We start from the raw sequence: 21,972 nt of genomic DNA on the forward strand, positions 1-21,972 counted from the left end.
GCCACGGGGATCGGCCTGGCCGACCTGACCACGCGGAGGCTGGTGGACAAGATCGACCTCCAGGCGACCTACATGAACTGCATCACGGGGATCAGCCCGGAAAAGGCCGCCGTCCCCATGCACTTCGAAACGGACAGAGAGGCGATAGAAGTGGCGCTCGGGTCAGTAGGCCTCACTCCACCGGAGCAGAGCAGGATCATACGGATAAGAAACACCCTGGAACTCGACGAGGTGGAGGTCTCCGAGGCATACGGGGAGGAGCTTTCACGGCGATCAGACCTGGAGATACTCCGAGGCCCGACCCCGATGGAATTCGACCCGGAGGGGAATCTCCTGCCCATGGAGATTCATGATCCGGCAAAGAGCGACCCCGCCGCTGGAACCGTCCCGCCTTGAACCGGTCCCTCCCGGGCAGCAGTACGGTCCTTCAGACCCGCTCAGCATCGAAGGGGGAAGGCATTCAGCCGTACTCTCCAGTCTGGTAGAAACGGCCCAGCATGGCAGCCCCCAGAAGCGAGGATTGATCCTGAAGCAGGTACTCGAAGTCTCCGGTCCACCTCTTCTTGGCTTCCACAAGGCCCTTGATCCTCGCCGCACCTCCGGTCGTCACCACCTCCCTGCCGAGTTTCACCAGGCGGGCCACCTCTTTCAGGTGATCGCCGTGGTAGAGGGCATTCCCCCTGATCAGGGAAAGCAGCATCCTCTCCCGGGTCGTCTCGAGGGTGAGACCCGAAAAGCCCGCGGTGAGCCGTTCCACGCTGTAGCGGGACCCCTGCAGGAAGGGCACGTACTCCGGCAGTTCGGCCTCCAGGCGATCCAGGTCCGGGCTGCCGAAAAAACCTGCCAGGACAGAGGGCACATAGTCCTCGAAGAACCGGTCCCGGCTCATGTCGCGGCAGAAGACCGAATGGAACCACTCCAGGGCCTTGCCTCCCGTGTTTAGTACGAAGAAGGTGACCCACCGGTTGGGAATCACGTGGCAGCGGACATTGAAATTCCTCGACCTGACCGGCCTGTCTATGCAAACACTGGTTATCTCGCAGGTCCCGCAGATGTTGTTGATCTCTCCGGGTTCCGTCATCCCCCCCCGAGAGGGCTCCGAGGGCCGCGTCGTTGCCCCCGCAAAGGACGTCGCAGGACTCGGGCAGGCCGAGCTCCCGGGCCACATCGGGCAATATCCCTCCTGCACGGCCGTAGGACTGCATCAGGGGAGGAAGCTTTTCCTCGGGTATCCCTGAAAGGTCAAGCACGTCCCTGTTCCAGGTCAGGTCATGGCGGGCGGTGTTGTAGAGCCCCGTGATCGAGGTGGTGGACGGATCTATGGCCCATTGGCCCGTGAAGCGCTTGACCATGTAAGTATTGCAATGGCCGAACATGGCCGTATCCCGCCATACGCGGGGCTGGTTGTCCCGGATCCAGAGGATCGAGCAAAGGGAAGATCCGCCGGACACGGGGAGGTTGCAGGTCTCCTCGAGAAACTTCTCCTCCCCCACCATTTGCCGGATCTCCCGGGCCTGCCTGTGGGAACGGCCGTCGAAAAAGAGGATGGCGGGGCCGAGAGCCTTCCCGTCCTCGGCCATGGGTACGAGCCCAGGTGTCGTCACGGAGAGCGAGACCACGCCGACAGAGGAGAGAGCACTCCCGAGTTCCCTGCAACATTCCTGAAGGGCGCGCCACCACTTCTCCGGCTCGATGTCCGCCTTGCCCTGGTTGTAGAGATTCACCTCGTAGAGCCGCGAGGTCTCGCATTTCTTGTCCAGATCCGGCCCGAAAACGCCCAGCTTGAAGGCCGTGGTCCCCACGTCGATGGCGAGTATGTCCCTCATCAGGGAGAACTCCTATTCACGGTTTTATGGCCACCCTCAGACATTCATGGCTAGTGGCGGCAAGACCGAAGGCCTCCTCCCAGTCGTCCAGGGAATAGAAGTGGGTCACAAGGGGTTTCAGTTGAATCCGCCCGGTCTCAACCAGATAGATGGCGGTGTCCCAGTCATAGGGGATCTGCGAGATCTCCCCCTTGATATCGATCTCCTTTACGATCACCTTGTAGGTGTCCACAGGGGCCACGACGCCCCCGCGGATTCCCGCACCGGCCCAGAGCACTCTCCCGCCCTTTCTCACGATCTCGAGAGACTGGTCTATGGGCTCCACGGAGCCCGAATTCTCCAGTACCACGTCCACGCCGATACCACCGGTTAGCCGGGCGACCGAGCCCGCAAGGTCCTCCCTTTCGACGTTGATCGTGTAATCGGCCCCGAGTTTCTTGGCCATGGCCAGCCGGAAGGGCGCATCCCTCTCGATTCCCGTCACGATCACAGGACCGGCCCCCACCGCCCGGCAGACCTGCATGAGGAGTATCCCCCGCGCTCCCGGGCCGAGGACGGCCACGGACTCACCCGCTTTGACGCCCATGCGGGTCACCACACTGTGGACCGACCCGGCCGTCGGCTCCATGAGCACCGCCTCCTCGTCCGAGACGCTGTCGGGCAGCCTGTGGAGCTGCCTTTCCGGCCAGACCGTATACCGGGCAAACCCTCCGCCGGTCACGAAGTGCGCCCTCCCCTCCATGGGAGGGATCCGGTTGCATATGTTGTACCTCCCCTCCATGCAGGCGGGGCAGCGGCCGCAGAAAAAGGTCACGATCTCGCAGACAACGCGGTCCCCGGGCCTGAAGTCCCTGACCTCCTTGCCGGTCTCCACGACGACCCCCACGATCTCGTGGCCTGCCACGACCTTTCTCGGGGGCATCTTGACCCCTGTCTTGTCGGCCTTCCAGCGGTGGACGTCGCTCCCACAGATGCCGCAGTAGCGGACCTCGACCAGGACGTCATGGGGTGCATAGAGGTTCTCGCCGATCCCCGGCACTGGAACCTCTTCCAGGCTCATCTCGCCCGTGGGCAAGGAGACCAGGCCTTTCATCGTCTCCACAAGGGATCCTCTCCGGGTACGGTCCGCCGCCGGGACGGGGGCGGGCGTCTCCTCGGGTCCGCCGTCCCCTCTCAGGCGGGCCCGTCAACCCCTCGTCCAGTAGTCGAGCACGAGGGCCTTTTCGATGTGTGGGGCCATGATGGAGCGAAACTCCTCATGGGCCGGGTGGGGTAGATAGGCATCCCTGTCCGCCTCGCTCTTGAAGGTCACCACAAAACAGTGGGTGAACCCCCGGGCCTTGCCCTCGACGCTCACGTCCGTGCCCCACTCGAAATCATGGATCGCGTCTATCTTCCCGGGCAGCGCGCAGAAGGCGTTCTCGACGGCCCTGAGCTCCTCCTCCGTCGTCCCGGCTTTGAATTTGAAAAGCACCACGTGCCTCAGCAGCCGAGTCGAAAGGCGGTCCATCACCCTTTTTTCTCCACGTTCTTTACCTTCTGGAGGTCTCCGTCCCTGGCCGCCTCGAGAACCGATCCCATGTATTCGTCCACCATGTCCGCGGTCAAGGGCACCGGCATGTTTTCGAGCTTCATCCTCAACTGGGGATCCTTGGCGGCCGTCAATGCCCGCTCGATGTGAGCCTGGGTGAACCCCTCCACCTCGCTGAGGCGGATCGGAAAACCGATGCGCCTGGCCAGCTCGAACATCGCCTCGGCGACCGCTATGCCCAGCTCCCGGCCGCTGAGGTGCTCTATGTCGGCCGAGGTCATCCCTGCCCTCTTGTATATCTTCCCTACAAGCCGGAGTGGTTCCTCTATGGCAGGAGCGAAGAATACCGTGTAGTAAGGGTTCATGATGGCGCAGGCCCTCCCGTGGCTGAGTATGTCGACCAGGGAAAAACTCGTCAGGTGCCCCCCGCTCGTCCCTCCCAGCATGATCGCATATCCACCGAGATCCGTGGCCAGGCACAGGGCCTGGCGTGCCTCGGTGTCCCCGGGGTTCTCGATCACCCGGGGCAGATTCTCCACCACCAGCCCGATACAGGCCTCGGCCACCTCCTCCATCTTCTTGTAGTACGGCTTGCCCACGGCCCCGTAGAGGACCTCAGTGGCATGGGCTATCCCGTCCAGTGCCCCGTCGGAGGTCAGGCTGATCGGCGCTCCGTAGGTCACCTCGTAGTCGAATACGGGATAGGCGGGCACAATGGCCTCATCGACTATCAACTTCTTCTGGCCGGTCGATACATCCGTGATGTTCGAGTACTTCGTCAGATGCGCCCCGCTGCTCGCCGCGGTCTGGATCGCCACGTGGGGCCTCAACGTCTTGCCCGTCTCCGAGAGCGCCTTGGTGACCTGGCCCGTACCGAAATAGCCGTCTATCCCTCCCCCGAGGGTTCGCAGCACTTCGGCGGCCTTTGTCGCGTCGATGGTGCTTCCACCGCCGAAGCTCATAGCCACCTCGGGGTCGTGGCGCTTCAGATCCTCTGTTATGCGGAAAACGTCCTCCCTGGGAGCGTTCGGGCCTGCCCCGGCCACCTCTGCCGCAAGTTCCACACCGGCTTGCGACAGGGATTCCCGGATCGTTTTGATGAAACGCTCGCTCCCCGGAAAAGGGTCGTTCACCAGGACGGCCCGCTTGCCGGCCTTTGAAACCACCCGCCCCACATCAGACAGCACACCCGGCCCGAAAAGGTACCGGTCACCCTTGAACTCCCGAAGCAAAGCCTTCGCCTTCTCGACTTCCGCCTTTCCCATAGCTGTCTCCTTTCGTCTCTCGCTTCCTACTTACATATTACCACGCAGCGGAAGGGCCCGGCCATAACCGCGGCCCCAGCCGGCTTTTCTCGCAGCAGCCCTCTCCGAGCCCACCCGCAATCGCCTCGACACCCGGACCGTGTTCTCTCAATCAGGTCGCCGCACGGCCCTGTTTCCGCACCGGCCGGATCCGTGGGCCCGGAACAGACCGATCATCCTCTCCACGGGCAGAGTACCTCCAGGCCCATCGTCACGAGGGACGGCGCCTCATCATGAGCGTCTTGAACCCGGACTGGACCACGGTCCCCTCCTGGTTTATCACCTCCAGGTAGAGCTTCACGATCCCCCTGTCCGGCTTGCTCCGGCTCGCCCTCTTTTCGGCCACCTTGATCTTCACCCGTATGGTGTCTCCGAAAAAGATGGGGGCCTGAAATCTCCACGATTCGATCTCCAGGAAAGCTATGGACGTCCCCTCCAGGAGTCCTGTCCGAAACAACAGGCCGTGGGAGACGGCCAGACCCAGAAGCCCGTGGACGAGCCGCCTGCCGAACTGGGTATTTTTCATGTACTCCTCGCTGGTGTGGAGCTCGTTGTAATCTCCGCTCATGGCTGCGAACATGACCACGTCCGTCTCGGTCATGGTCCGGCTCGGCGTCAGATACTCGGCTCCCTCGTCCCAATCCTCAAAGAACTTGCCTCCCATCTCCGCAACACCTCGCAAGGAGAGCCCCGGACCACCCGCCGCTCCTCAAGCCTCCATCCCCGGGCTCGGTTCCGCCCGGCAGGCGGCGAGATCGATCACATCCGCCCCCCTTCTGTTCTTCCCGACGCCGGGAAGGTCGTCGAACGAATCTAATATTGCCCGATCGATCCCCGCGTGTCAAACACCGGCCTAACCCCCCCAGGTCAGGCGGAGCACCCGTACCCAGTTCTCATGGGCCAGCCTGCGAAGGGCCTCGCCGTCGTACCCCCAGCTGCGCAGCACGCCGATGAGCCTCGGCATTCCCGAGACGTCGCCGAGCTCGTCGGGGACGACCGCCCCGTCGAAATCAGAGCCCAGGGCCACGTGGTCGATCCCGATCCGCCGGGCCACATAGTCGATGTGCCGGGCGATTTCGGCAAGGGGCGTTTTCGGATCGAGCCGTCCGTCAGGGCGCAAGAAAGCCACATGGAAATTGATGCCCACCACCCCGCCCGATTCTCCAATGGCATCGAGTTGCTTGTCCGTCAGGTTGCGGGTCGAAGGGCAGAGGGCATGGGCGGCGGTGTGGGTCACCACGAGGGGCGCACTGGAGAGCCTCTCCACGTCCCAGAAGCCCCTCTCATTGAGATGGGCGAGGTCGACCACGATTCCGAGCCTGTTGCACGCCCTGACCAGCTCTCTTCCCGCGTCGGTCAGGCCCGGTCCGGTGTCAGGAGAATGGGGGAACCTGAAGGGGACCCCTTCTCCGAAGTCGTTGGCGCGGCTCCACGTGATGCCGAGAGAGCGCAGGCCGGCCTGGTAGAAGACATGGAGCGCATCGAGCCCGGGGTCGATCGCCTCCGCCCCTTCGAGATGCAGCAGGGCCGCGATAACCCTGTCCCTCATGGAAGCAACCAGTTCTCCGGCCGTGCGCACGACCCTGAGTCGGCCCCTGGAGCGTTCCTCGAGGCGGAAGAGACAGGCCATCCCCTTTATGGCCAAATCCCGGGCATAAACAGGGTCGACCCGTGAGGCCATGGGCACCTGGTAGGCGGTTTCGGTCGCGTCCGGATCCGCCCCGGGGAACTTCCCCTTGGAGGACGGCGAGGGGACAAAGACGGAGAAAAAGCCTCCCCCGAATCCCCCTTCCTCCATGCGGGGCAGATCCATGTGCCCCCTGGTGCTTCGCTCGAAGTAAGACCGTCTTTCCCCCTCTTCCGGCAGATAGAGGTCCTGGATGGAATCGTTGTGGCCGTCAAAGACGAGCAGTTCCTCGCTGGAATCCATTGTCATTCCCTCGAATTTCCCGACTCAGGGGAACACCCTCTCCCCTCGGCCCCCTGAGTTGTCGCGGCGGCTACACCGGTATTTGCGCGCGGGGATTTCTGGACCTTGACCGCTCCAGAGGCCGGGCTTTGCCTTCCGTCCGCCTAGAAGGGGCAGGCCGCGGCCGCGCAACCTCCGGCATATTCGGACTCGACCGTCACGTAGGGCGCAGGTTCGACCTCCCGGCCGGGCTCCCGGCCGGCCAGGGTCAGGACCTGCTGCTTCTTGCTCCCGTAACGGTACGCGGTGATCCCCTTGCACTTGAGTTCATAGGCAAGGTTGTAGACCCTCCGGATATCCTCGGGGGTGGCTTGGGCGGGCAGGTTGACCGTCTTGGAGACCGAATTGTCGGTGTATTTCTGGAATACCGCCTGCATCCTCACATGCCACTCGGGCGCTATGTCCCAGTCCGTCACGAAGACACGGCGGACATCCTCCGGGATTTCACCGATCCCCTGAAGGGTTCCTCGCTGTGCCACCCGCTCCATCAGGTCGGCCGAGAAAAAACCACGCCTCCGGGCCACCTCCTCGAATACCGGGTTTATCTCCAGAAGCCTGGTCCCCTCCATGACGTTACGGACAAAGGCCAGGGCAAAGAGCGGTTCGATGCCGCTCGAACAGCCGGCGATGATGCTGATCGTGCCGGTGGGGGCGATGGAAAGAACCGTGGCGTTGCGCATCCTGGGTGCCCCGGGACGGTCGTAGATGCTCCCCGGGAAGTTGGGGAAGACACCCCGCCTGGCCGCGAGCTCCACCGAGGCGGCACGGGCCTTGTCGGAGATGAACCGGATCATCTCCCCCGCTCTTTCCAAACCCTCTTCCGAGTCGTAGGGAACCCACATCTTGAGAAGGGCATCGGCAAACCCCATCACCCCGAGCCCTATCTTCCGATTCCCCTGCCTTGTCGCCTCCTCCACCGCAGGCAGGGGAAAGACGTTGGCCTCGATTACGTTGTCGAGAAAATGCACTGCCAGGGCCACCACCCGTCCCAGTTTCTCCCAGTCGATCCGCCCGCCCGAAACCATCTGGGCAAGGTTGATGGACCCGAGGTTGCAGCTCTCATATGGGAGCAGCGGCAGTTCCCCGCACGGGTTTGTGGCCTCCAGTCGTCCCAGGTGCGGCGTGGGGTTGTGGCGGTTGATCTCGTCCAGGAAGATGAGGCCGGGGTCGCCCGTCCGCCAGGCACTGTCGACGATAAGGTCGAAGAGTTCCCGTGCCTTCACCGAGCCGGATTCCTTCCCTGTTCTGGGATTGATGAGCGGCCACCTCCGGCCACGGGCGGCGGCCCTCATGAACTCATCGGTCACCCCAACCGAGATGTTGAAATTCGAGAGGGTCACCCCGTCGCCCTTGGCCAGGACGAACTCCATGATGTCCGGGTGATCCGCATTGAGGATGCCCATGTTGGCGCCCCGCCGCTTGCCTCCCTGTTTCATGACACCGGTTGCCGCGTCAAAGATCTTCATGAAGGATACCGGCCCGGAGGCGACACCCTTGGTTGAACGAACGATGTCCCCCGCGGGTCTGAGGCGGGTAAAGGAAAAGCCCGTGCCGCCCCCGGATTGGTGGATTATTGCCATGTTCTTCAGGGTCTCGAAGATATCGACGACCGAGTCCTCCACCGGCAGGACAAAGCACGCGGAGAGCTGGCCCAGGGGGGCGCCCGCGTTCATGAGGGTGGGGGTGTTGGGCATGAATTCGAGGTTGCACATGAGGGAAAAGAAGGCCTCTTCGAGTTCCTCCGTATCGGCACCGGGGTCGAACCTGGTTTCAGCCGCGGCGATGGTGCGGGCCACACGGCGGAAAAGCCCGGTGGGCGTCTCGATCACTCGACCCTCCTCGTCTTTCAGGAGGTAGCGGCGTTCCAGCACCTTTACGGCATTGACCGTGAGCTTCAGATCGTCCTTGACGCCCATGGCCTTCTTGAGGCGCCGCACCTGGGCCCGCTCCTGGCGATAGAGCACGTAGGCTTTGGCCACACTCGAGTATCCCTGGGTCATCAGTACCTCTTCGACCGTGTCCTGGACGTCTTCCACGCCCGGGATCGACCCCGCAAACCTCTGCTCCACCATCTCGACGACCCTTCCGGCCAGGCGGGCGGCAAGCCCTCCGTCTTCGGCTCCGGTCGCGGCCAGGGCCTTGCGGATGGCCTGCTCTATCTTGCCGGGCGTGAATTCCACCACAGAACCATCTCGTTTCCTGATTTGGGAGATCTTCACGGTCCTTTCCTTTCTCGTGCCGGTGCTGTCATATTTTATCACTAAAGGGGATCCTTAGGGTATCGGCTCTGTGTACGCCGGTTGATACGTGAGGGACAACCGTCTTCTCCCTTTCTCGGCCCTTGTTCAAAGACGAAGGCCGAATCCGCGGTTTGTGGAATGACAATCCTTGATCGGTTGGCTCCTCGGAATGGCAAAATGTCGTCGTAGGGTTGTCCATGAGAGAGGGGCTGCTGGATATCCGGCCAAAGGCCGTACTCAGCCGGCAATCTCCACCTCCAGGCCCAAGGAGAGGACAAGGGACTTGAGCTCTTCCATCCTGGAAGGCGACTGCCGCTTGAGCGAAGAGAAGGGATACTCCCTTCCCAGCCAGCGGTATTTGGCCGAAGCCGATTCATTGTATGGGAGCAGTGCCAGGCGGCGGATGTCGAGCCTGCGGGCAAAGACGGCCGTGGCCCGGATGTTCTCGTCCGTGTCGCTGATCCCCGGGATGCAGGGGACCCTTACCTGGATGTCCTTTCCCGGAAGCGACTCCCTCAGCTTCTCCAGGTTTTCGAGGATCAGTCGATTGTCCGCGCCGATGTACTTCCGATGTATATCCGGGTCCATCACCTTGAGATCGTAGAGGATCAGGTCTGCCGGCTCGGCGAGACGGAAAAGCCTGCCCCAGGAGGAAAAGCCCGAGGTCTCGACAGCCGTATGGAGGCCGTGTTTCCCGGCGGCCTTTAGAAAACCGGCGGCGAATTCCGCCTGCATGGCGGCCTCGCCCCCTGTCACGGTGATCCCTCCGCCTGAAGCATCGTAGAAGATCCTGTCTCTCAGGGCGATCCGAAGCAACTCGCCCACGGTCACCCGTCTGCCCACCAGCCTCAGTGCACCCGGGTAACACTCCTCTGCGCAGCGCCCGCAACCAGTACAGAGCTCCCTTGCGATCCTGATGCTCCCTGAAGGGCCGTGGCTGCTTATAGCCCCTTCAGGACAGGCCCCCAGGCAGGTCAGGCAATGGATGCACCTGTCCTGATGATAGGCAAGCTCGGGCTCCCGGCTTTGAGACTCGGGGCTGTGGCACCACGGACAGCGGAGGGGACACCCCTTCAGATAGACGGCCATCCGGATTCCCGGCCCGTCGTGAATGGTGAATCGGTCGATATCGAAGACCAATCCCCCGGCTTCATAACCAGAATCGATGCTTTCCACGTCTCAACCGGGCGCCCCCTGAGAGCCTCCCGCCGCCTGAGTGCCGGTTCTGCGGTCTCTGATCTGCTAGCGGCTGTACCTGGCGATCTGGTGATCCTGATTCTCCTTGTCCAGAAGAACAAAATAGGCCGACCAGCCGCCCATACGGACCCGCAGGCCCCTGTACTCGTCCGGATGGAGTTGGGCCCTCTTCAGGGTCTCCACGTCGTTCAGTGCGATGTTCAGGATCGTTCCCCTGGTCCTGAGGAAGGCCCTGACAAAATCCATGAGAAGCTTCAGACCCTCTTCTCCCCTGAAGTCCTTTGCGTCCATGCTCAAGTCCAGCTCGGATCCGGCGACCAGGGAGAGGTGGTCGAACTTCTCATACGAATGGATGAGGGCCGTGGGTCCGGCCACGTCCATTCCGGGAACAGGACTCGCGTTGGGAGCCAGGCCAGTCCCGGCCTTCCGCCCGTCAGGGGTCGCCCCCACCATCCTCCCGAACAGGTCGTAGTCCTCGAACGTCCCTATCCCCGGTACGAACATGATCGGGAGAAACCTGTCGGCATCGGACACGACTCGATCCACCAGATGCCCGGCGATCTCCACGGCGATCCGGTCCACCTCGTCGAGATCGTTCCCGTATTTGGGGCTCCTGTTGATCAGGAGCTGCCTCAGCCTCTCATGTCCCTCGAAGTTGCAGGCCAGGGCGTCCAGGAGCTCGGCCAGGCCGACCCTCCCCTGTTCGAATACCAGGGTCTTCACTGCCGCCAGGGAATCCGCGGTGTTGGGCAGGCCTGTGAGCATGATCGCGTTGATGTAGTATCGCGCGCCCCCTTCGGTTATGTCCCGGGCGCTCTCCAGGCATCCCTCGATGAGACAGGAAAGCAAGGGAACCGGGGCCACCTGGTAGTGTTTCCCGAAGAGAGACCTCGTCTGATTCCGGTAGGCATCGATCTGATGGTCCATCTGCCGCACAAAGGCCTGCCACACGTCTTCGTAGGTCCCGAACTCCCCGGGGTCTCCGGTCGCTATGCCCCGCACAGGGACATGGAGTGTGGGCTTATCGGTTTCCGTGAAGACGCGGCTCTTCCCGTTGTTGAGCGCGAACTCGAGACACTGGAGAGCATGGACGGGCCCCCAGCGGAACTCGGTCTCACCCGGGATCAGTGTTTCCCAGCACCCGTCGTTGCTGTATCCGAGCGCCTTCTCCCTGGGAAACCCGTACTTCTCAAAACCCTTGACAAGGACGGTGTCGTTGTAGATGGAAGGCATGCCGGAACCGGTCTGAATGACCCGGCACGCGAGTTCCAGCAACCTCTCAGGCGTTCTCGGATGGAACCGCACCGATATGACCGGCTGGGTCAGGTCGAATTTCCTGCTCGCCTCCAGACACATGTAGGAGAGGGGATTGGTCGAATCGTTGCCCTCGGCGTCCTGGCCCCCCACGATCACGTTTTGCAGCCAGTAGTTGTAGAGAGCCGTGTACGGTTTCATCAGCGATGACTGCTTGACCATTATGAACCTGCCGGGATCGACTTCAGGTTCGCGGAACATGCTCCGTTCATTGAACTTCAGCCACAGGCAGTCAACCAGTTCCTGCGCCTCGTCAAGGGTGATCCTTCCCTTTTCCAGGTCAGACCTGAGAAAGGGCCAGAGGAAATAGTCGAGGCGGCCCACCGGGACGTTGTTCATCGTGGAGTGGAGGGCCACAAAGGTCAGCCAGAAGCTCTGTACCGCCTCCCAGAACCCCTCTGCGGGTTCTTCGGGGACCCGTGACAGAATCCGGGCGATCTCCTTCAACTCCTCTTTTCTCCGGACATCTTCCTCGCGGTCTGCCAGAGACTCGGCCAGGTCTCTGTAGCGCCCGGCGAGCTTTTGGACGGCCCCGGTCGCGACCAGCACCGCCTCGAGAAAATCCCGCTTCCTTTCGTTGGCCGGGGAGTCATCGAGGGATTCCAGCTTGTCGGCCGCGGTCCTTCGGATGCCCTTCAAGCCCCGGTAGAGCACCCTGGCATAGTCCGGCACATAATGCCCCCACACCGAACGCACCCCGATGCCGTATCTCTCGGCCTCCCTTATCTCCTCCCCGGTGGCATAGGTCGGGAAAGTGGTCCCGTACCAGAGATTCCCGAGGGGAATTCTTCCCACGACGAGTTCTCCTCCCGAGATCTCCACCGGCATATGGGAGAGCTGCAACTCTATGGCCTTTGCACGGCGGACGATGAGGGGTTTCTCCCTCCACCCCTCCTCGGCGAACACGGAGAGATGACCGGCCGACCACATCTCTCTCTTGTTGGAGATTCTCCTCTCCAGGTCGCTGTACAGCATATCGACACGCTTTTCCATCTGTCCAAGACCCCCGGCTGAGGCATGGGGAATGAGGCTAATCGATCATCCGGCCACCCTCGACGTAGATCGTCTGCCCGGTGATATAGTTCGATGCGTCGGATGCGAGAAAGATGACGGTTCCGACGAGATCCTCGGGCTCGCCGAGCCGCCCCATGGGCACCTTGCCCACCAACTCGTCGTAGAGCTCTCTGTCTGCAAAGACCCGAGCGGTCAACGCGGTTCTGGTAACCCCGGGACCTATGCAATTCACGTTGACACCGTGCTCGGCCCACTCGACGGCCATGACCTTGCTCATGCCGATCACTCCGTGCTTTGCCGCCGCATAGGCGATATTGCCCGGATGGCCGAGTTTCCCCGAGACCGACGCGGTGTTTATGATCTTTCCTCCCCCCTGTCTGATCATAACCCTTCCCACGGCCTGGGCGCAAACAAACATCCCTGTCAGATTGACCGCGATGACCCGATTCCAGTCCTCCAGGGAAAACGCCTCTGCAGGCCCCCGGATGGCGATTCCGGCATTGTTGAAGAGTATGTCGATCCGGCCATAGGATCCGATCACCCGGTCGACCATGTTCTGAACCTCTTGCGGGCTCGTGACGTCCACCTCGATTGCGGTGGCCGGGTGCCCTTCTGCTTCGATCTCCCGAGCCACCCGGTCGGCCGCCCGCCCGTCGACGTCTCCGATCACGACGCTCGCCCCATAATCGGCCATGGCGATGGCGACTCTCCTGCCGATCCCGCTCCCCCCGCCTGTCACGATGGCGGTCTTGCGGGCGAGCTGGAAGAGTTCCGTGTCTTTCATGGTCTCGCTCCTCCGGTCTGCATCCCCTCGACCCTGCTCCCCCGGCAGAGTCGAATGCCCCGCGGGGTTGGATGATCCCTCCCCTTCACATCACGTCTCGCCGCATCCCATGAGCCCCTCTTTCGCCCTGTCGATCTCCTCATAGGAGACGTCGTAGACCCGGCCGTAAGGGGGGAGTTTCTCTGTCAGAAAGAACCCGGGAAGCCTGTCGTGAGCCGAGGTGAACCCGGCTGCCCGATTGAAGGCATGCTCCATCCGCAGGATCGACCTCCCCCAGTCCATGACCGCCTCCCCTGTCCACTCCTCATCGGTAAAACCGCCGATCAGCCCGGCGAGATACCCGTCTATCGAGGGATCGGATCCGACCATGATGCAGAGGCCGAGGGTATCCAGGGCCGCGACGATGGTCTGAACGGCCACCGACAGGCCGACCTGGCCTTCGGGCCTGGTGCAGTCCAGCCCCCCTCTTCCCGGCAGGCAGTTGCCCGCCGTGTGATCGGCCCCCATGGGACTCATCGCGTAGGTGGTCCCGGTCCCCTTCAACCCCCGGGGGTCGTAGGCCGGCATGGCCTGTCCCTTGACGGCCGGAACCCTCGTGACGCCCAGGACCCTTCCGGCAGTGGCCGCCCCGTTTCCCAAGACCCTGCCCAGGATGGATCCTTTCCCGATCTCCTCGATCATTCTTCTGGCACCCCGGGCGTCCCCGAAGGGAATCAGACCGGCCTCCATGGCAAGGCCCAGGGTCACCCCTGTCTCGATCGTGTCGATACCGTAGTCGTTGCACAGGAGGTTCATTCCGGCGATATCGTCGAGCGAGGCGATCTCGAGGTTCGCTCCGAGCAGGGCGATCGTCTCGTATTCCAGGCTCGAGACGATTCTTTTTCCGCTCCTGTCCGGGAAGACATTCGAGCAGGCGACCACGCACCCCGGGCAGCAGACGTGGGCAATCTTCCCCTCTCCTCCCCTCTCCAGGATCACATCGTGGAGCTTCTCTCCACAGATCTCTGCGGCCTTTTCGAACCGGCCTCTCGAGAAGTTGCGGGTAGGAAGTCCCCCGACCCCGCAGACGGGGTTCACCACAACCGCGGTTCCATGGGTCCTCAGCATCTGCTTGGTCTCGATCAGGTACTTGGCAAAAGCCCTGCACGCCTCCCTGAAGACCCCTGGATTCAGGGGCTGTACCACTCTGGTCCGGGAGTCGTCGATGACGATGGCCTTCACGCCCTTGGAGGCCAGCAGGGCGCCCAGTCCTCCCCGGGCCGCCTGGCGGGTGGGAAGTCCGTCCATGTCGCTGACGGCGATCGTGGAATTGAGAAATCCCCTCTCCCCTGCCGGGCCCACGGTTATGGTAGCACATCCCTTGCCGAACCTCTCCCTCAGCCTCCTCGCACACTCGTAGTTAGGGAGTCCATGAAGCCCCTCTCCGGACAGGATCTCGACACCCTCTCCATCGATCCTGATCACCGCACGGTTCGGGTTCGGCTGTCCCTCGAAGACCAGCGCCTTGACTCCCAGCCTGGCCAGTTTTTGGGCCCCGAGACCGCCGGCGTTCGATTCCTTGATGGTTCCCGTGAGCGGGCTCTTCGCGCCAAAGGAGAGTCTGCCGGAGCACGGGGCGGCGCTCCCACCCAAAAGTCCCGGCGCGACGACGAGCTTGTTCCCGGCAGAAAGGGGCTCGGCCTTTGGATCGACCTCATCGCGCAGAATCGCGGCCGAAAGCCCCCTGCCGCCGAGATGCCTGTATGCGCGGGGCGGATCCAGGGCCTCGAACGTGTTGCGACCGATATCGATGCGGTAGATTTTCCCCATCTGTCGCCTCCTCAACCATCCCTCCTCAACGGGCTTCCCGGTCATCCGTGGGGTGACGGGGCTACTTCGGGGAGGCGAACCGAATCCCAGGGGAAAACGAACAGTAGAGGCGCATCTCCTCGTCACCCTTGTTCTCGATACAGTGCTTCTTGCCCATGGGCATGTACAGAGCCATACCCGGAAATATCCTGACGGGCTCGTCCAGGGACTCGTGCGACGCCAGGCCCTCCCCGCTCATCACATAGATCACCTCATCGGACGATTCGTGCACATGCCAGGGCAGCATTCCCCCTGGAGGGACCTTTGAGATTGCCGTCGTCAGGTGGTCGCTTCCGTCCTCGGGTGAGATCAAGACCGTCAGGGTTCTTCCGGGAAATTCCAGTGGAGCGATGTCGTTTTCGTTCACATACTTCATGGTCAACCTCCGGATCGTATTCGGTTAACTGGAACCGGCAGAGCAGAGAGAGCATCGAAGACCGGGGCCGCCTCCCGCCCCTTCAGTCCAGGTGCTCCACAGCCACAACCCTCACCGGCATGGAATCGGCCATCTTGACGGCCAGGGGGAAGGCAAAGACCTCGGTACGTCCCTTCCCCACTCGATCGAGATGGGCCAGGTTTTCGATCAGGGGAATGTCGTTTTCCAGAAGCAAGAGGTGGTTTTCATGGAAGGGGTTCTTCGGCCTCTCGATCATGCCCGCATCAACGCCGAACAGCTTTATGCCCTGATCGACAAGCCATCTCGTGGCATCGGCGCTGGGATAGGGATGGGTCATGTACCTCTCGATGGGTCCGAAGAAATAGACGTCGAACCCGAAATCGCAGAACACGACGTCGTCCTTCCGAATGCCACCCGCCCCTTCGGCGGCTTTTTCCATCTCCTCCAGGGTGATCTCGTGAGAGGGCGGCAGGTCCCTCAAACGGAGCACCACAAGGGGTCCAAAGAATCGGTCCAGTGGGAATTCCGTAAAATCCTGCCTGTGTTTCAGGCAGTGATAGGGTATTTCGATATGGGTCCCTGCATGGCTGTTCATCTCGATCTCCGACATGAGAAAATACTCACCATCGGGAATGGGAACCGTGTCTCTTTGATCCGCCGGGTGTTCAAAGATCTCTATCTTCCTGTCCCCGGGATCGGGCAGGGAAAGGGGTCTCGTGTCACCAACCAGGAGTCTCTTTACTTCGAGCTTCCGATTCATCCGGTTAGGGATCATGGGATGGGAGAGATCGATGACTCTTCTTTTCAATTTCCTAGCCTCCAATCCTGAGCACACCCTCACCCCTTGACAGCGCCGCCCATTACGCCGCTGACGATGAACCGCCGCAAGAGCATGAACATGGCCATTACGGGAATCGTCACAATCACGGAAGCCGCCATCAGAGACCCCCACTGGGTGCCGTATTGACCGATGAAGGAAGTAAGGGCGACCGGCAGGGTGTATTTGTCCCCGGTATTGATGAAGGTGAGGGCCATGATATATTCCTGCCAGGAATAGATGAAGATGAACGCCGCAGCGGTGACCAACCCCGGGCCCGACACGGGGAGCACGATCCTGATCAACACCTGGATCCTCGAGCAGCCGTCGATGAGAGCCGCATCCTCGATATCCACGGGTACGCTCAAAAAGAAGCTCCTCAACAACCAGACGGCAAAGGGGACGCAAAAGGCCAGGTTTCCGAGGATGAGGGCGTAGTAGGTATCCAGGATGTGGAGAACCCTGAACACCTCGTAGAGAGGAACCAAGAGGACCGCTATCGGAACCAGTTGGCTCACCAGGATGATTCTCAGTATGGTGAATTTTCTCCTGATCCTGAACCGGGCGAGAGCATAGGCGGAACTGATTGAAATCATGAGGGCGACAAGGGTCGTCGATACCGTGACGATCAGGCTGTTCAGGAACTTCCGCTGGAAATTCTCCGGGCCGAACAAAACCTCGACGTAGTTGTCCAAGACCGGTCTTCTTGGAATCAGCTCCAAGGGCAATCGAAAGATATCCTCATGGCTCTTGAACGACGTGGTCAGGACCCAGAAGTAGGGAATGACCACTAGGACCACGAAGAAGGAAGCCAAAAGATAGACGATGATCCTCTTTCTAGTCCCCATCTCCCCTCACCCGTGCGACCTTCAGGTAGGCAAACATGAAAACGACCAGGAACAGGCAGGTGAAAACCGCATAGACCGACGCCTTGCCGAACAGGAAATACTGGAAAGCCACCTTGTAGACCTTGACCGGAAGCGTGGTGGTGCTGTCTATGGGCCCTCCCTCGGTCATGATCCATATCATCTGGATGACATTGAAATTCCACATGGTCTCCAGCAGATTCACCACGATCAGGGTGGGCATGATGCCCGGCAGGGTGACATGGATGAACTTGTGGACCGGCCCGGCACCGTCCACATCGGCCGCCTCGTAGAGTTCCTTCGGCACCCCCTTCAGGGCGGCCAGATAGATGAACGCTTCAAAGGTATAGTCCCTCCAGATCATCGGAGCCATCACCGAATAAAGGGCGATCTCGGGATCCCCCAGCCAGAGGCGGTGCAGGGAATCCAGAGAGAAGACCCGGAGCAGATAGTCGAGGATCCCGAATGTGCTCGCGTACATCCACTTCCAGGCGAGGGCGATCACGACTCTCGGAGTGGCCCAGGGGATCAAGAGAAGAAGGACCACGAGGGTCTTCCCCTTGAACTCCTCGTTGAGGAGAAGGGCCATGGCCAGGCCGAAGACCAGACTGATCAGGACAACCCCCAGGGTCCAGACGGATGAATTCCAGACGATCTCACGGAACCCGGGGTCCACGAGCACCTTGATATATCCCTGGAGCCCTATGAAGGGGTGCTCCATCTCCCCCAGGTCCCAGTCGTAGAGGCTCAATTGAACGGACCGAAACACAGGATAGGCGATGAGGCCGACGATGCAGACCAGCACGGGCGATACCCAGAGATAGGCGGAGATCGCCCTTCTGATCTCACCGATCCTCTCTGCCATGCTCTGAGGTCCGCTGCCTGTCGAATCGGTATGCCGGGTTTCTCTTCCCATGAGTGACCCAAGCCGCAAAAGGCCGATCTCTGCACGGCTCTCAGCCGTGCCCTGGCGCAAACCTTAGGAAAAGGAGAACCGGGGCGAGGGCAACACGAGCCCCCTCACCCCGATTCGTACCTAAGGTCTCTTCCAAGTCTCCAGGCTCCAGCCCAGGTCCTTCATCTTGAATCCCTTGGCCTGTTTCTCCTTGAGGATCGCGTTGATCTCGCCGGCCGCCTTGTCGAGGGCCTGTTTCGGGGTCAATTTCTTCAACAGGGCCAACTGGACACAATCCTGGTAGATGGTCGGAAACTTGGCGAATCCCGGGGGCGTCGGGTCTGTTCTCCCGAAGAACAGAGAAGCCCTCAGGACCTCCGGGAGTTCCTTGGCCGCGCTCTTCCTGGTAGGCAAATAGCCCTTCAGCTTCTTTTGAAACTCGGAATTCGTCAGCGCCTGGACGAGTTCAAAGGCTTCGTCAGGGTGTTTGGTGTTCTTCGAGATACAGAAGTTCCAGTCAGGGGAGAAGGCGAATGTCCTTCGATACGTGGGCATGACCGCCACGCCGTAGTTGAGATCGGGGTTCATCTGATCCAGGGCGGGATACATGTTGTAGAAGGCGTGAAGCATGGCGATCTTTCCCGCGGCAAACATGCCGAGGAGTCCGTGAAAGTCGAGATCAGGCGTCTCGGGGGGCAGAACCCTGTACCTGTGCAGCAGGTCGACCCAGAATGTGAGTGCCTCGACCCCCTCAGGGCTGTTGACGACGCATTCCGTCCAGTCTTCGTTCAGGAAACTCCCGCCTGCCTGGTGGACAAAAGAGTAAAGCAGGCCCGTGATCATGATTCCCTTTCCATCTATTCCCGCCCCATATACCCCCCTGGCGGGGTCTGTAAGCTTCTCGGCGAACTCTCTGAATTCGATCCAAGTCCTGGGAGGGACGAGAAGCCCCTTCTCGTCGAACATGTCCTTGTTGTAAAAGAGGACCCGCGTGGCGTAGTCGATGGGGACACCGTAGATGTGTCCGTTCCGCGTGTCAAAGTCCCTGAGCTGGGGCAGAAAATCCATCCAGTCTTCCACGTCCCGGGCGATATACTTGTCCAAGGGCAGCAGATATCCACCCCTGGCGAGATCGGAGAACTCGTTCGGTATCGTCATCACATCGGCCGCCTGTCCTGCACGGAGGCTGACGATGCATTTCCGTACGAGGTCCATGAAGGGCATCGGGGTATGTTTCACTTTCACGTTGGGATGGGCCTTCTCAAACTGCTGGATACCCCACACCCTGAGATCCGTCAGGTACTTGCTCGTCTGCTTCCTCGTCCATAGGGTGAGCGTTATCTTCTCCGCCGAAAACCCCAGCCCTTCCATCACAAGCACCGAAACCAGGGCCAAAACAAGAATCAAGGTCGCTCTTTTCAGATTCATTTCGATCCCTCCTTGGTCAGAGTTTTCCAAAAACAGAGTCTATCTCGTTGGATTCCCATCTCCTCGCCCCTTTCCCGTGCCTCACCTCCTTCCCCTCCAGATACATACCACTTCAGTCTTCCTCATTCTCGGCGGCATACCCGTATGCCGACCAATTCTCCAAGACCCGCTGCTGGATCTCCTCGGGCCAGACCTGGTCGAACGACGCCTTTACGGGGACGGCTTGCTCGGGCCAATCCTTGGGCCACGTGCAATCGAACAGGACCTGGGAACCCATGTAATGGGTCTTTTCGTATTCGGACAGAAAGGGCAGAAGCGGTATTCCCCATGAAGACCCGGTGGAGAAGATCCCCCTTTGAGGGTGGCAGCGGGTGGTCAGGGCCCAGGTCACTTCCCCCATATCCGTCGGGTCGATATCTTCATCCACCACAACGAGGTACCAGATCGTCCTGCCCGAGGTCGAGCCCCACACGGAGAATGCCAGGTGCTTGGCGAAGTTTGCAAAGGGGACTCTCGTGGAGATCACCGCCAGGTGGCCCACCGCTTCGGGGGGAAGGTAGACCATCCTCACGGGGAAGCCCTTTTCCCGCAGATCGTCCAGAATGTCGGCAGCCCGCATCACCGTGGTGACCACGTCAGAATCATCCACAGGAACACCCATGCAGGAGTGGACCTGAATTGGATCCCTGCGATGAGTCAAGGCGGTCACCCTGAAGACCGGTTTGGGTGAGGACTCATGGGCCAGATAGCCCGTGTATTCGCCGAAGGGTCCTTCCTCCTCCCTTTCATGGGGAGGCACCACCCCCTCGATGACGATCTCCGCGGTGGCCGGTACGCAGAGGTCTACGGTCTCACACTCCACCAGTTCCACCGGCTCTCCCCTGATCCCTCCTGCCACGTCCGCCTCTTCGACTCCGGGGGGGACCCTCATGGCACCGACCAGGGAACTCACGGGTTCGGTTCCGATCGCCACGGCAAACTCCATCGGCCTGCCCCGTGCCTCACACTTCTGGTAGTAGTGGAGTCCGATATGCTGGTCCGGACGCAAGAGGCACCCCATGGTGCGCTCGTCGATAACCATGAGCCTGTACATTCCCCAGTTGACCCATTGGGTATCGGGATCCTTGGTCACGACGATGTGCCAGGTTCCTAGATAGCGTCCTCCGTCGCCTTTATGGAAAAAAGGAACCGGGAGGTCGAGCAGGTTCACCCGGTCTCCCAGGTGGACTTCTTCCTTGCAGGGCCCTCCATCCCTTACAACCGGTTTGATCCTCTCCTTTCTCCTCCCGGCACACCACTCCACGATCTCGCTGAACGTGGAGTTCGGAGGAAGGCCTAAAGCCGTGGCCAACCTGGCCAAGGCCCGGCGCGGCCGCCGGCTCAAACCGATGGGGGCCCCAAGTATGCGATACCCCTTCGGGTAGTCCTTGACGTTTTCAAAGAGAGGCGCCGGAGCCCTCAGGTCATACGAGCGCCGGATCACGGCGCCCAGCTCCAGATTCCAGTCGACCTCTCTCTTGATTCGGACGAGTTCTCCTTCCCTTTCGAGGGCTTCGATGTACTCTCTCAAATCCGAAAAAGGCATGGCCCGTTCCCCCATCCCTTGGAGAAAGCCGCAGACGCCCCGACCGACTCAACGCCGGAATTCGGCGATCTTCTTCATGGCCTCCTCGAATCTCACCCCTTTCAGGGGCATCAGCTTCTTGAACTCCTTGGAAAAATACAGTATGTGTTCATCGAGCTTCTCCTTGGCCGCAGCGGCGTTCCCCCTCTTGATCTCTTCGAGAATATCCCTGTGGCTTTCCAAGATGCTCCGGGAGTGTGCCAGGGGGGGGTTCAGCATCTCAACGAAAACGGCGATAATCGGCACGATGGCATTGACGATCATGACGAAGATGGGATTTCGAGAGAGCTCGGCAAGGACGATGTGGAACTGGAAGTTCTCCTTTCGGATTTTTTCCCCCCTTTGGAGCTTCGCAAACCCTGTGGTGATGATTTGATCGAGAGGTTCGAAATCCCGCTGTTCGGCTTTTCTCGTGACAAGGTCTATTACGTCCTTTTCGATCAGCAGCCTGGCCTCGGTGAGTTCCTCGATGTCGATATGCCCGAGGCGAAGGAGGTCGGAAAAGGACCTCGTGAAGTTAGTGCCATCCGGCTCTTTGACGAATATGCCCCCATCCACACCCTGTTTTACGTGAACGAGTCCCGAGAGTTCGAGGGTCCTGATCGCCTCTCTTATGACGGATCGACCCACCCTCATCTGCCTGGAGAGTTCCCTTTCCGAGGGCAACCGATCGCCCGGTTTCAACGAGCCGAAGAAAATGGCCTCCCGGATCTCGTCGGTGACCAATTCGAATATCCTCTTGTTCTCGACCGGCTTGAAGGTGATCATGGCTGTCCGGAAAAAGGTATGACCTTTCTATAACCTGACCGTCCGGCTCTGTCAAGGAAAAAACAGGTGGAGTTTCCTGACTTTTGGAGGACACCCTTGCCTCCGAGCGACATTGCGGAAGCGGTGGGGCACCCATCAAGGGTGAGCGGG

Annotated in this window: 19 protein-coding genes; 1 reads left to right on the top strand and 18 read right to left on the bottom strand. The window is 60.8% G+C overall.

The genetic code is table 11. From position 1 onward, the window contains the following. The coding region (locus JRJ26_05770) for a hypothetical protein (protein ID MBW2056988.1) at positions 1-396 on the top strand (396 nt) is incomplete at its 5' end. Between the two features lie 41 nt (positions 397-437). Here the strand turns inward: JRJ26_05770 and JRJ26_05775 are convergent. From JRJ26_05775 to JRJ26_05860, 18 genes are all read right to left on the bottom strand, one after another. Next, on the bottom strand, positions 438-1,826 hold the full coding sequence (locus tag JRJ26_05775) for a hypothetical protein (GenBank protein MBW2056989.1): 1,389 nt from the start codon (positions 1,824-1,826) through the stop codon (positions 438-440). A 16-nt stretch (positions 1,827-1,842) separates the two neighbouring features. Continuing rightward, positions 1,843-2,928 (bottom strand): alcohol dehydrogenase catalytic domain-containing protein, encoded by a 1,086-nt coding sequence (locus JRJ26_05780; protein MBW2056990.1) that lies wholly within the window; start codon positions 2,926-2,928, stop codon positions 1,843-1,845. An 84-nt stretch (positions 2,929-3,012) separates the two neighbouring features. After that, complete coding sequence (locus JRJ26_05785; GenBank protein MBW2056991.1) at positions 3,013-3,336, bottom strand: Dabb family protein; 324 nt, start codon at positions 3,334-3,336, stop codon at positions 3,013-3,015. Next, complete coding sequence (locus JRJ26_05790; protein ID MBW2056992.1) at positions 3,336-4,622, bottom strand: iron-containing alcohol dehydrogenase; 1,287 nt, start codon at positions 4,620-4,622, stop codon at positions 3,336-3,338. Before JRJ26_05790 ends, JRJ26_05785 begins: the two co-directional genes overlap by 1 nt. A 250-nt stretch (positions 4,623-4,872) precedes the next feature. After that, positions 4,873-5,325 (bottom strand): MaoC family dehydratase N-terminal domain-containing protein, encoded by a 453-nt coding sequence (locus JRJ26_05795; protein MBW2056993.1) that lies wholly within the window; start codon positions 5,323-5,325, stop codon positions 4,873-4,875. Between the two features lie 189 nt (positions 5,326-5,514). Then, positions 5,515-6,591 carry a dipeptidase gene (locus tag JRJ26_05800; protein MBW2056994.1) on the bottom strand — a complete coding sequence of 359 codons (1,077 nt, stop codon included), beginning with the start codon at positions 6,589-6,591 and terminating at the stop codon, positions 5,515-5,517. Between the two features lie 143 nt (positions 6,592-6,734). Continuing rightward, positions 6,735-8,843, bottom strand: a complete 2,109-nt coding sequence (locus tag JRJ26_05805) for an adenosylcobalamin-dependent ribonucleoside-diphosphate reductase (protein MBW2056995.1) — start codon at positions 8,841-8,843, stop codon at positions 6,735-6,737. A 264-nt stretch (positions 8,844-9,107) separates the two neighbouring features. Continuing rightward, complete coding sequence (locus JRJ26_05810) at positions 9,108-10,046, bottom strand: glycyl-radical enzyme activating protein (GenBank protein MBW2056996.1); 939 nt, start codon at positions 10,044-10,046, stop codon at positions 9,108-9,110. 66 nt (positions 10,047-10,112) lie between these two features. Further along, complete coding sequence (locus JRJ26_05815) at positions 10,113-12,374, bottom strand: hypothetical protein (protein MBW2056997.1); 2,262 nt, start codon at positions 12,372-12,374, stop codon at positions 10,113-10,115. A gap of 37 nt (positions 12,375-12,411) precedes the next feature. Continuing rightward, entirely contained in the window at positions 12,412-13,179 is a 768-nt protein-coding gene (locus tag JRJ26_05820; protein ID MBW2056998.1) for an SDR family oxidoreductase, read from the bottom strand. A 90-nt stretch (positions 13,180-13,269) separates the two neighbouring features. Continuing rightward, complete coding sequence (locus tag JRJ26_05825) at positions 13,270-14,988, bottom strand: aldehyde ferredoxin oxidoreductase (GenBank protein MBW2056999.1); 1,719 nt, start codon at positions 14,986-14,988, stop codon at positions 13,270-13,272. A 61-nt stretch (positions 14,989-15,049) separates the two neighbouring features. After that, positions 15,050-15,403 (bottom strand): cupin domain-containing protein, encoded by a 354-nt coding sequence (locus tag JRJ26_05830; GenBank protein ID MBW2057000.1) that lies wholly within the window; start codon positions 15,401-15,403, stop codon positions 15,050-15,052. An 82-nt stretch (positions 15,404-15,485) separates the two neighbouring features. After that, on the bottom strand, positions 15,486-16,232 hold the full coding sequence (locus JRJ26_05835; GenBank protein ID MBW2057001.1) for a cyclase family protein: 747 nt from the start codon (positions 16,230-16,232) through the stop codon (positions 15,486-15,488). Between the two features lie 29 nt (positions 16,233-16,261). Then, the gene (locus tag JRJ26_05840) at positions 16,262-17,089 is read right to left on the bottom strand and encodes a carbohydrate ABC transporter permease (GenBank protein ID MBW2057002.1); all 828 of its coding nucleotides are present in this window, start codon (positions 17,087-17,089) and stop codon (positions 16,262-16,264) included. After that, a complete protein-coding gene (locus tag JRJ26_05845; GenBank protein MBW2057003.1) occupies positions 17,079-17,972 on the bottom strand; it encodes a sugar ABC transporter permease in 894 nt (297 codons plus the stop codon). Before JRJ26_05845 ends, JRJ26_05840 begins: the two co-directional genes overlap by 11 nt. A 171-nt stretch (positions 17,973-18,143) precedes the next feature. Then, positions 18,144-19,430 carry a sugar ABC transporter substrate-binding protein gene (locus JRJ26_05850; GenBank protein MBW2057004.1) on the bottom strand — a complete coding sequence of 429 codons (1,287 nt, stop codon included), beginning with the start codon at positions 19,428-19,430 and terminating at the stop codon, positions 18,144-18,146. Positions 19,431-19,542: 112 nt separating this feature from the next. After that, the gene (locus JRJ26_05855; protein MBW2057005.1) at positions 19,543-21,015 is read right to left on the bottom strand and encodes a UbiD family decarboxylase; all 1,473 of its coding nucleotides are present in this window, start codon (positions 21,013-21,015) and stop codon (positions 19,543-19,545) included. A 48-nt stretch (positions 21,016-21,063) separates the two neighbouring features. Then, complete coding sequence (locus JRJ26_05860; GenBank protein ID MBW2057006.1) at positions 21,064-21,822, bottom strand: FadR family transcriptional regulator; 759 nt, start codon at positions 21,820-21,822, stop codon at positions 21,064-21,066. Between the last annotated feature and the right edge of the window lie 150 nt (positions 21,823-21,972).

The organism is Deltaproteobacteria bacterium, from assembly GCA_019308905.1.
Taxonomy (GTDB): Bacteria; Desulfobacterota; BSN033; order WVXP01; family WVXP01; genus JAFDHF01.

What these genes read in the sequence shown, in the direction of transcription:
- JRJ26_05775 (MBW2056989.1), bottom strand. Translation starts at nt 1,826, where the DNA reads ATGAGGGACATACTCGCCATCGACGTGGGGACCACGGCCTTCAAGCTG.
- JRJ26_05785 (MBW2056991.1), bottom strand. Translation starts at nt 3,336, where the DNA reads ATGGACCGCCTTTCGACTCGGCTGCTGAGGCACGTGGTGCTTTTCAAA.
- JRJ26_05790 (MBW2056992.1), bottom strand. Translation starts at nt 4,622, where the DNA reads ATGGGAAAGGCGGAAGTCGAGAAGGCGAAGGCTTTGCTTCGGGAGTTC.
- JRJ26_05795 (MBW2056993.1), bottom strand. Translation starts at nt 5,325, where the DNA reads ATGGGAGGCAAGTTCTTTGAGGATTGGGACGAGGGAGCCGAGTATCTG.
- JRJ26_05800 (MBW2056994.1), bottom strand. Translation starts at nt 6,591, where the DNA reads ATGGATTCCAGCGAGGAACTGCTCGTCTTTGACGGCCACAACGATTCC.
- JRJ26_05815 (MBW2056997.1), bottom strand. Translation starts at nt 12,374, where the DNA reads ATGGAAAAGCGTGTCGATATGCTGTACAGCGACCTGGAGAGGAGAATC.
- JRJ26_05820 (MBW2056998.1), bottom strand. Translation starts at nt 13,179, where the DNA reads ATGAAAGACACGGAACTCTTCCAGCTCGCCCGCAAGACCGCCATCGTG.
- JRJ26_05825 (MBW2056999.1), bottom strand. Translation starts at nt 14,988, where the DNA reads ATGGGGAAAATCTACCGCATCGATATCGGTCGCAACACGTTCGAGGCC.
- JRJ26_05830 (MBW2057000.1), bottom strand. Translation starts at nt 15,403, where the DNA reads ATGAAGTATGTGAACGAAAACGACATCGCTCCACTGGAATTTCCCGGA.
- JRJ26_05840 (MBW2057002.1), bottom strand. Translation starts at nt 17,089, where the DNA reads ATGGGGACTAGAAAGAGGATCATCGTCTATCTTTTGGCTTCCTTCTTC.
- JRJ26_05845 (MBW2057003.1), bottom strand. Translation starts at nt 17,972, where the DNA reads ATGGCAGAGAGGATCGGTGAGATCAGAAGGGCGATCTCCGCCTATCTC.
- JRJ26_05850 (MBW2057004.1), bottom strand. Translation starts at nt 19,430, where the DNA reads ATGAATCTGAAAAGAGCGACCTTGATTCTTGTTTTGGCCCTGGTTTCG.
- JRJ26_05855 (MBW2057005.1), bottom strand. Translation starts at nt 21,015, where the DNA reads ATGCCTTTTTCGGATTTGAGAGAGTACATCGAAGCCCTCGAAAGGGAA.
- JRJ26_05860 (MBW2057006.1), bottom strand. Translation starts at nt 21,822, where the DNA reads ATGATCACCTTCAAGCCGGTCGAGAACAAGAGGATATTCGAATTGGTC.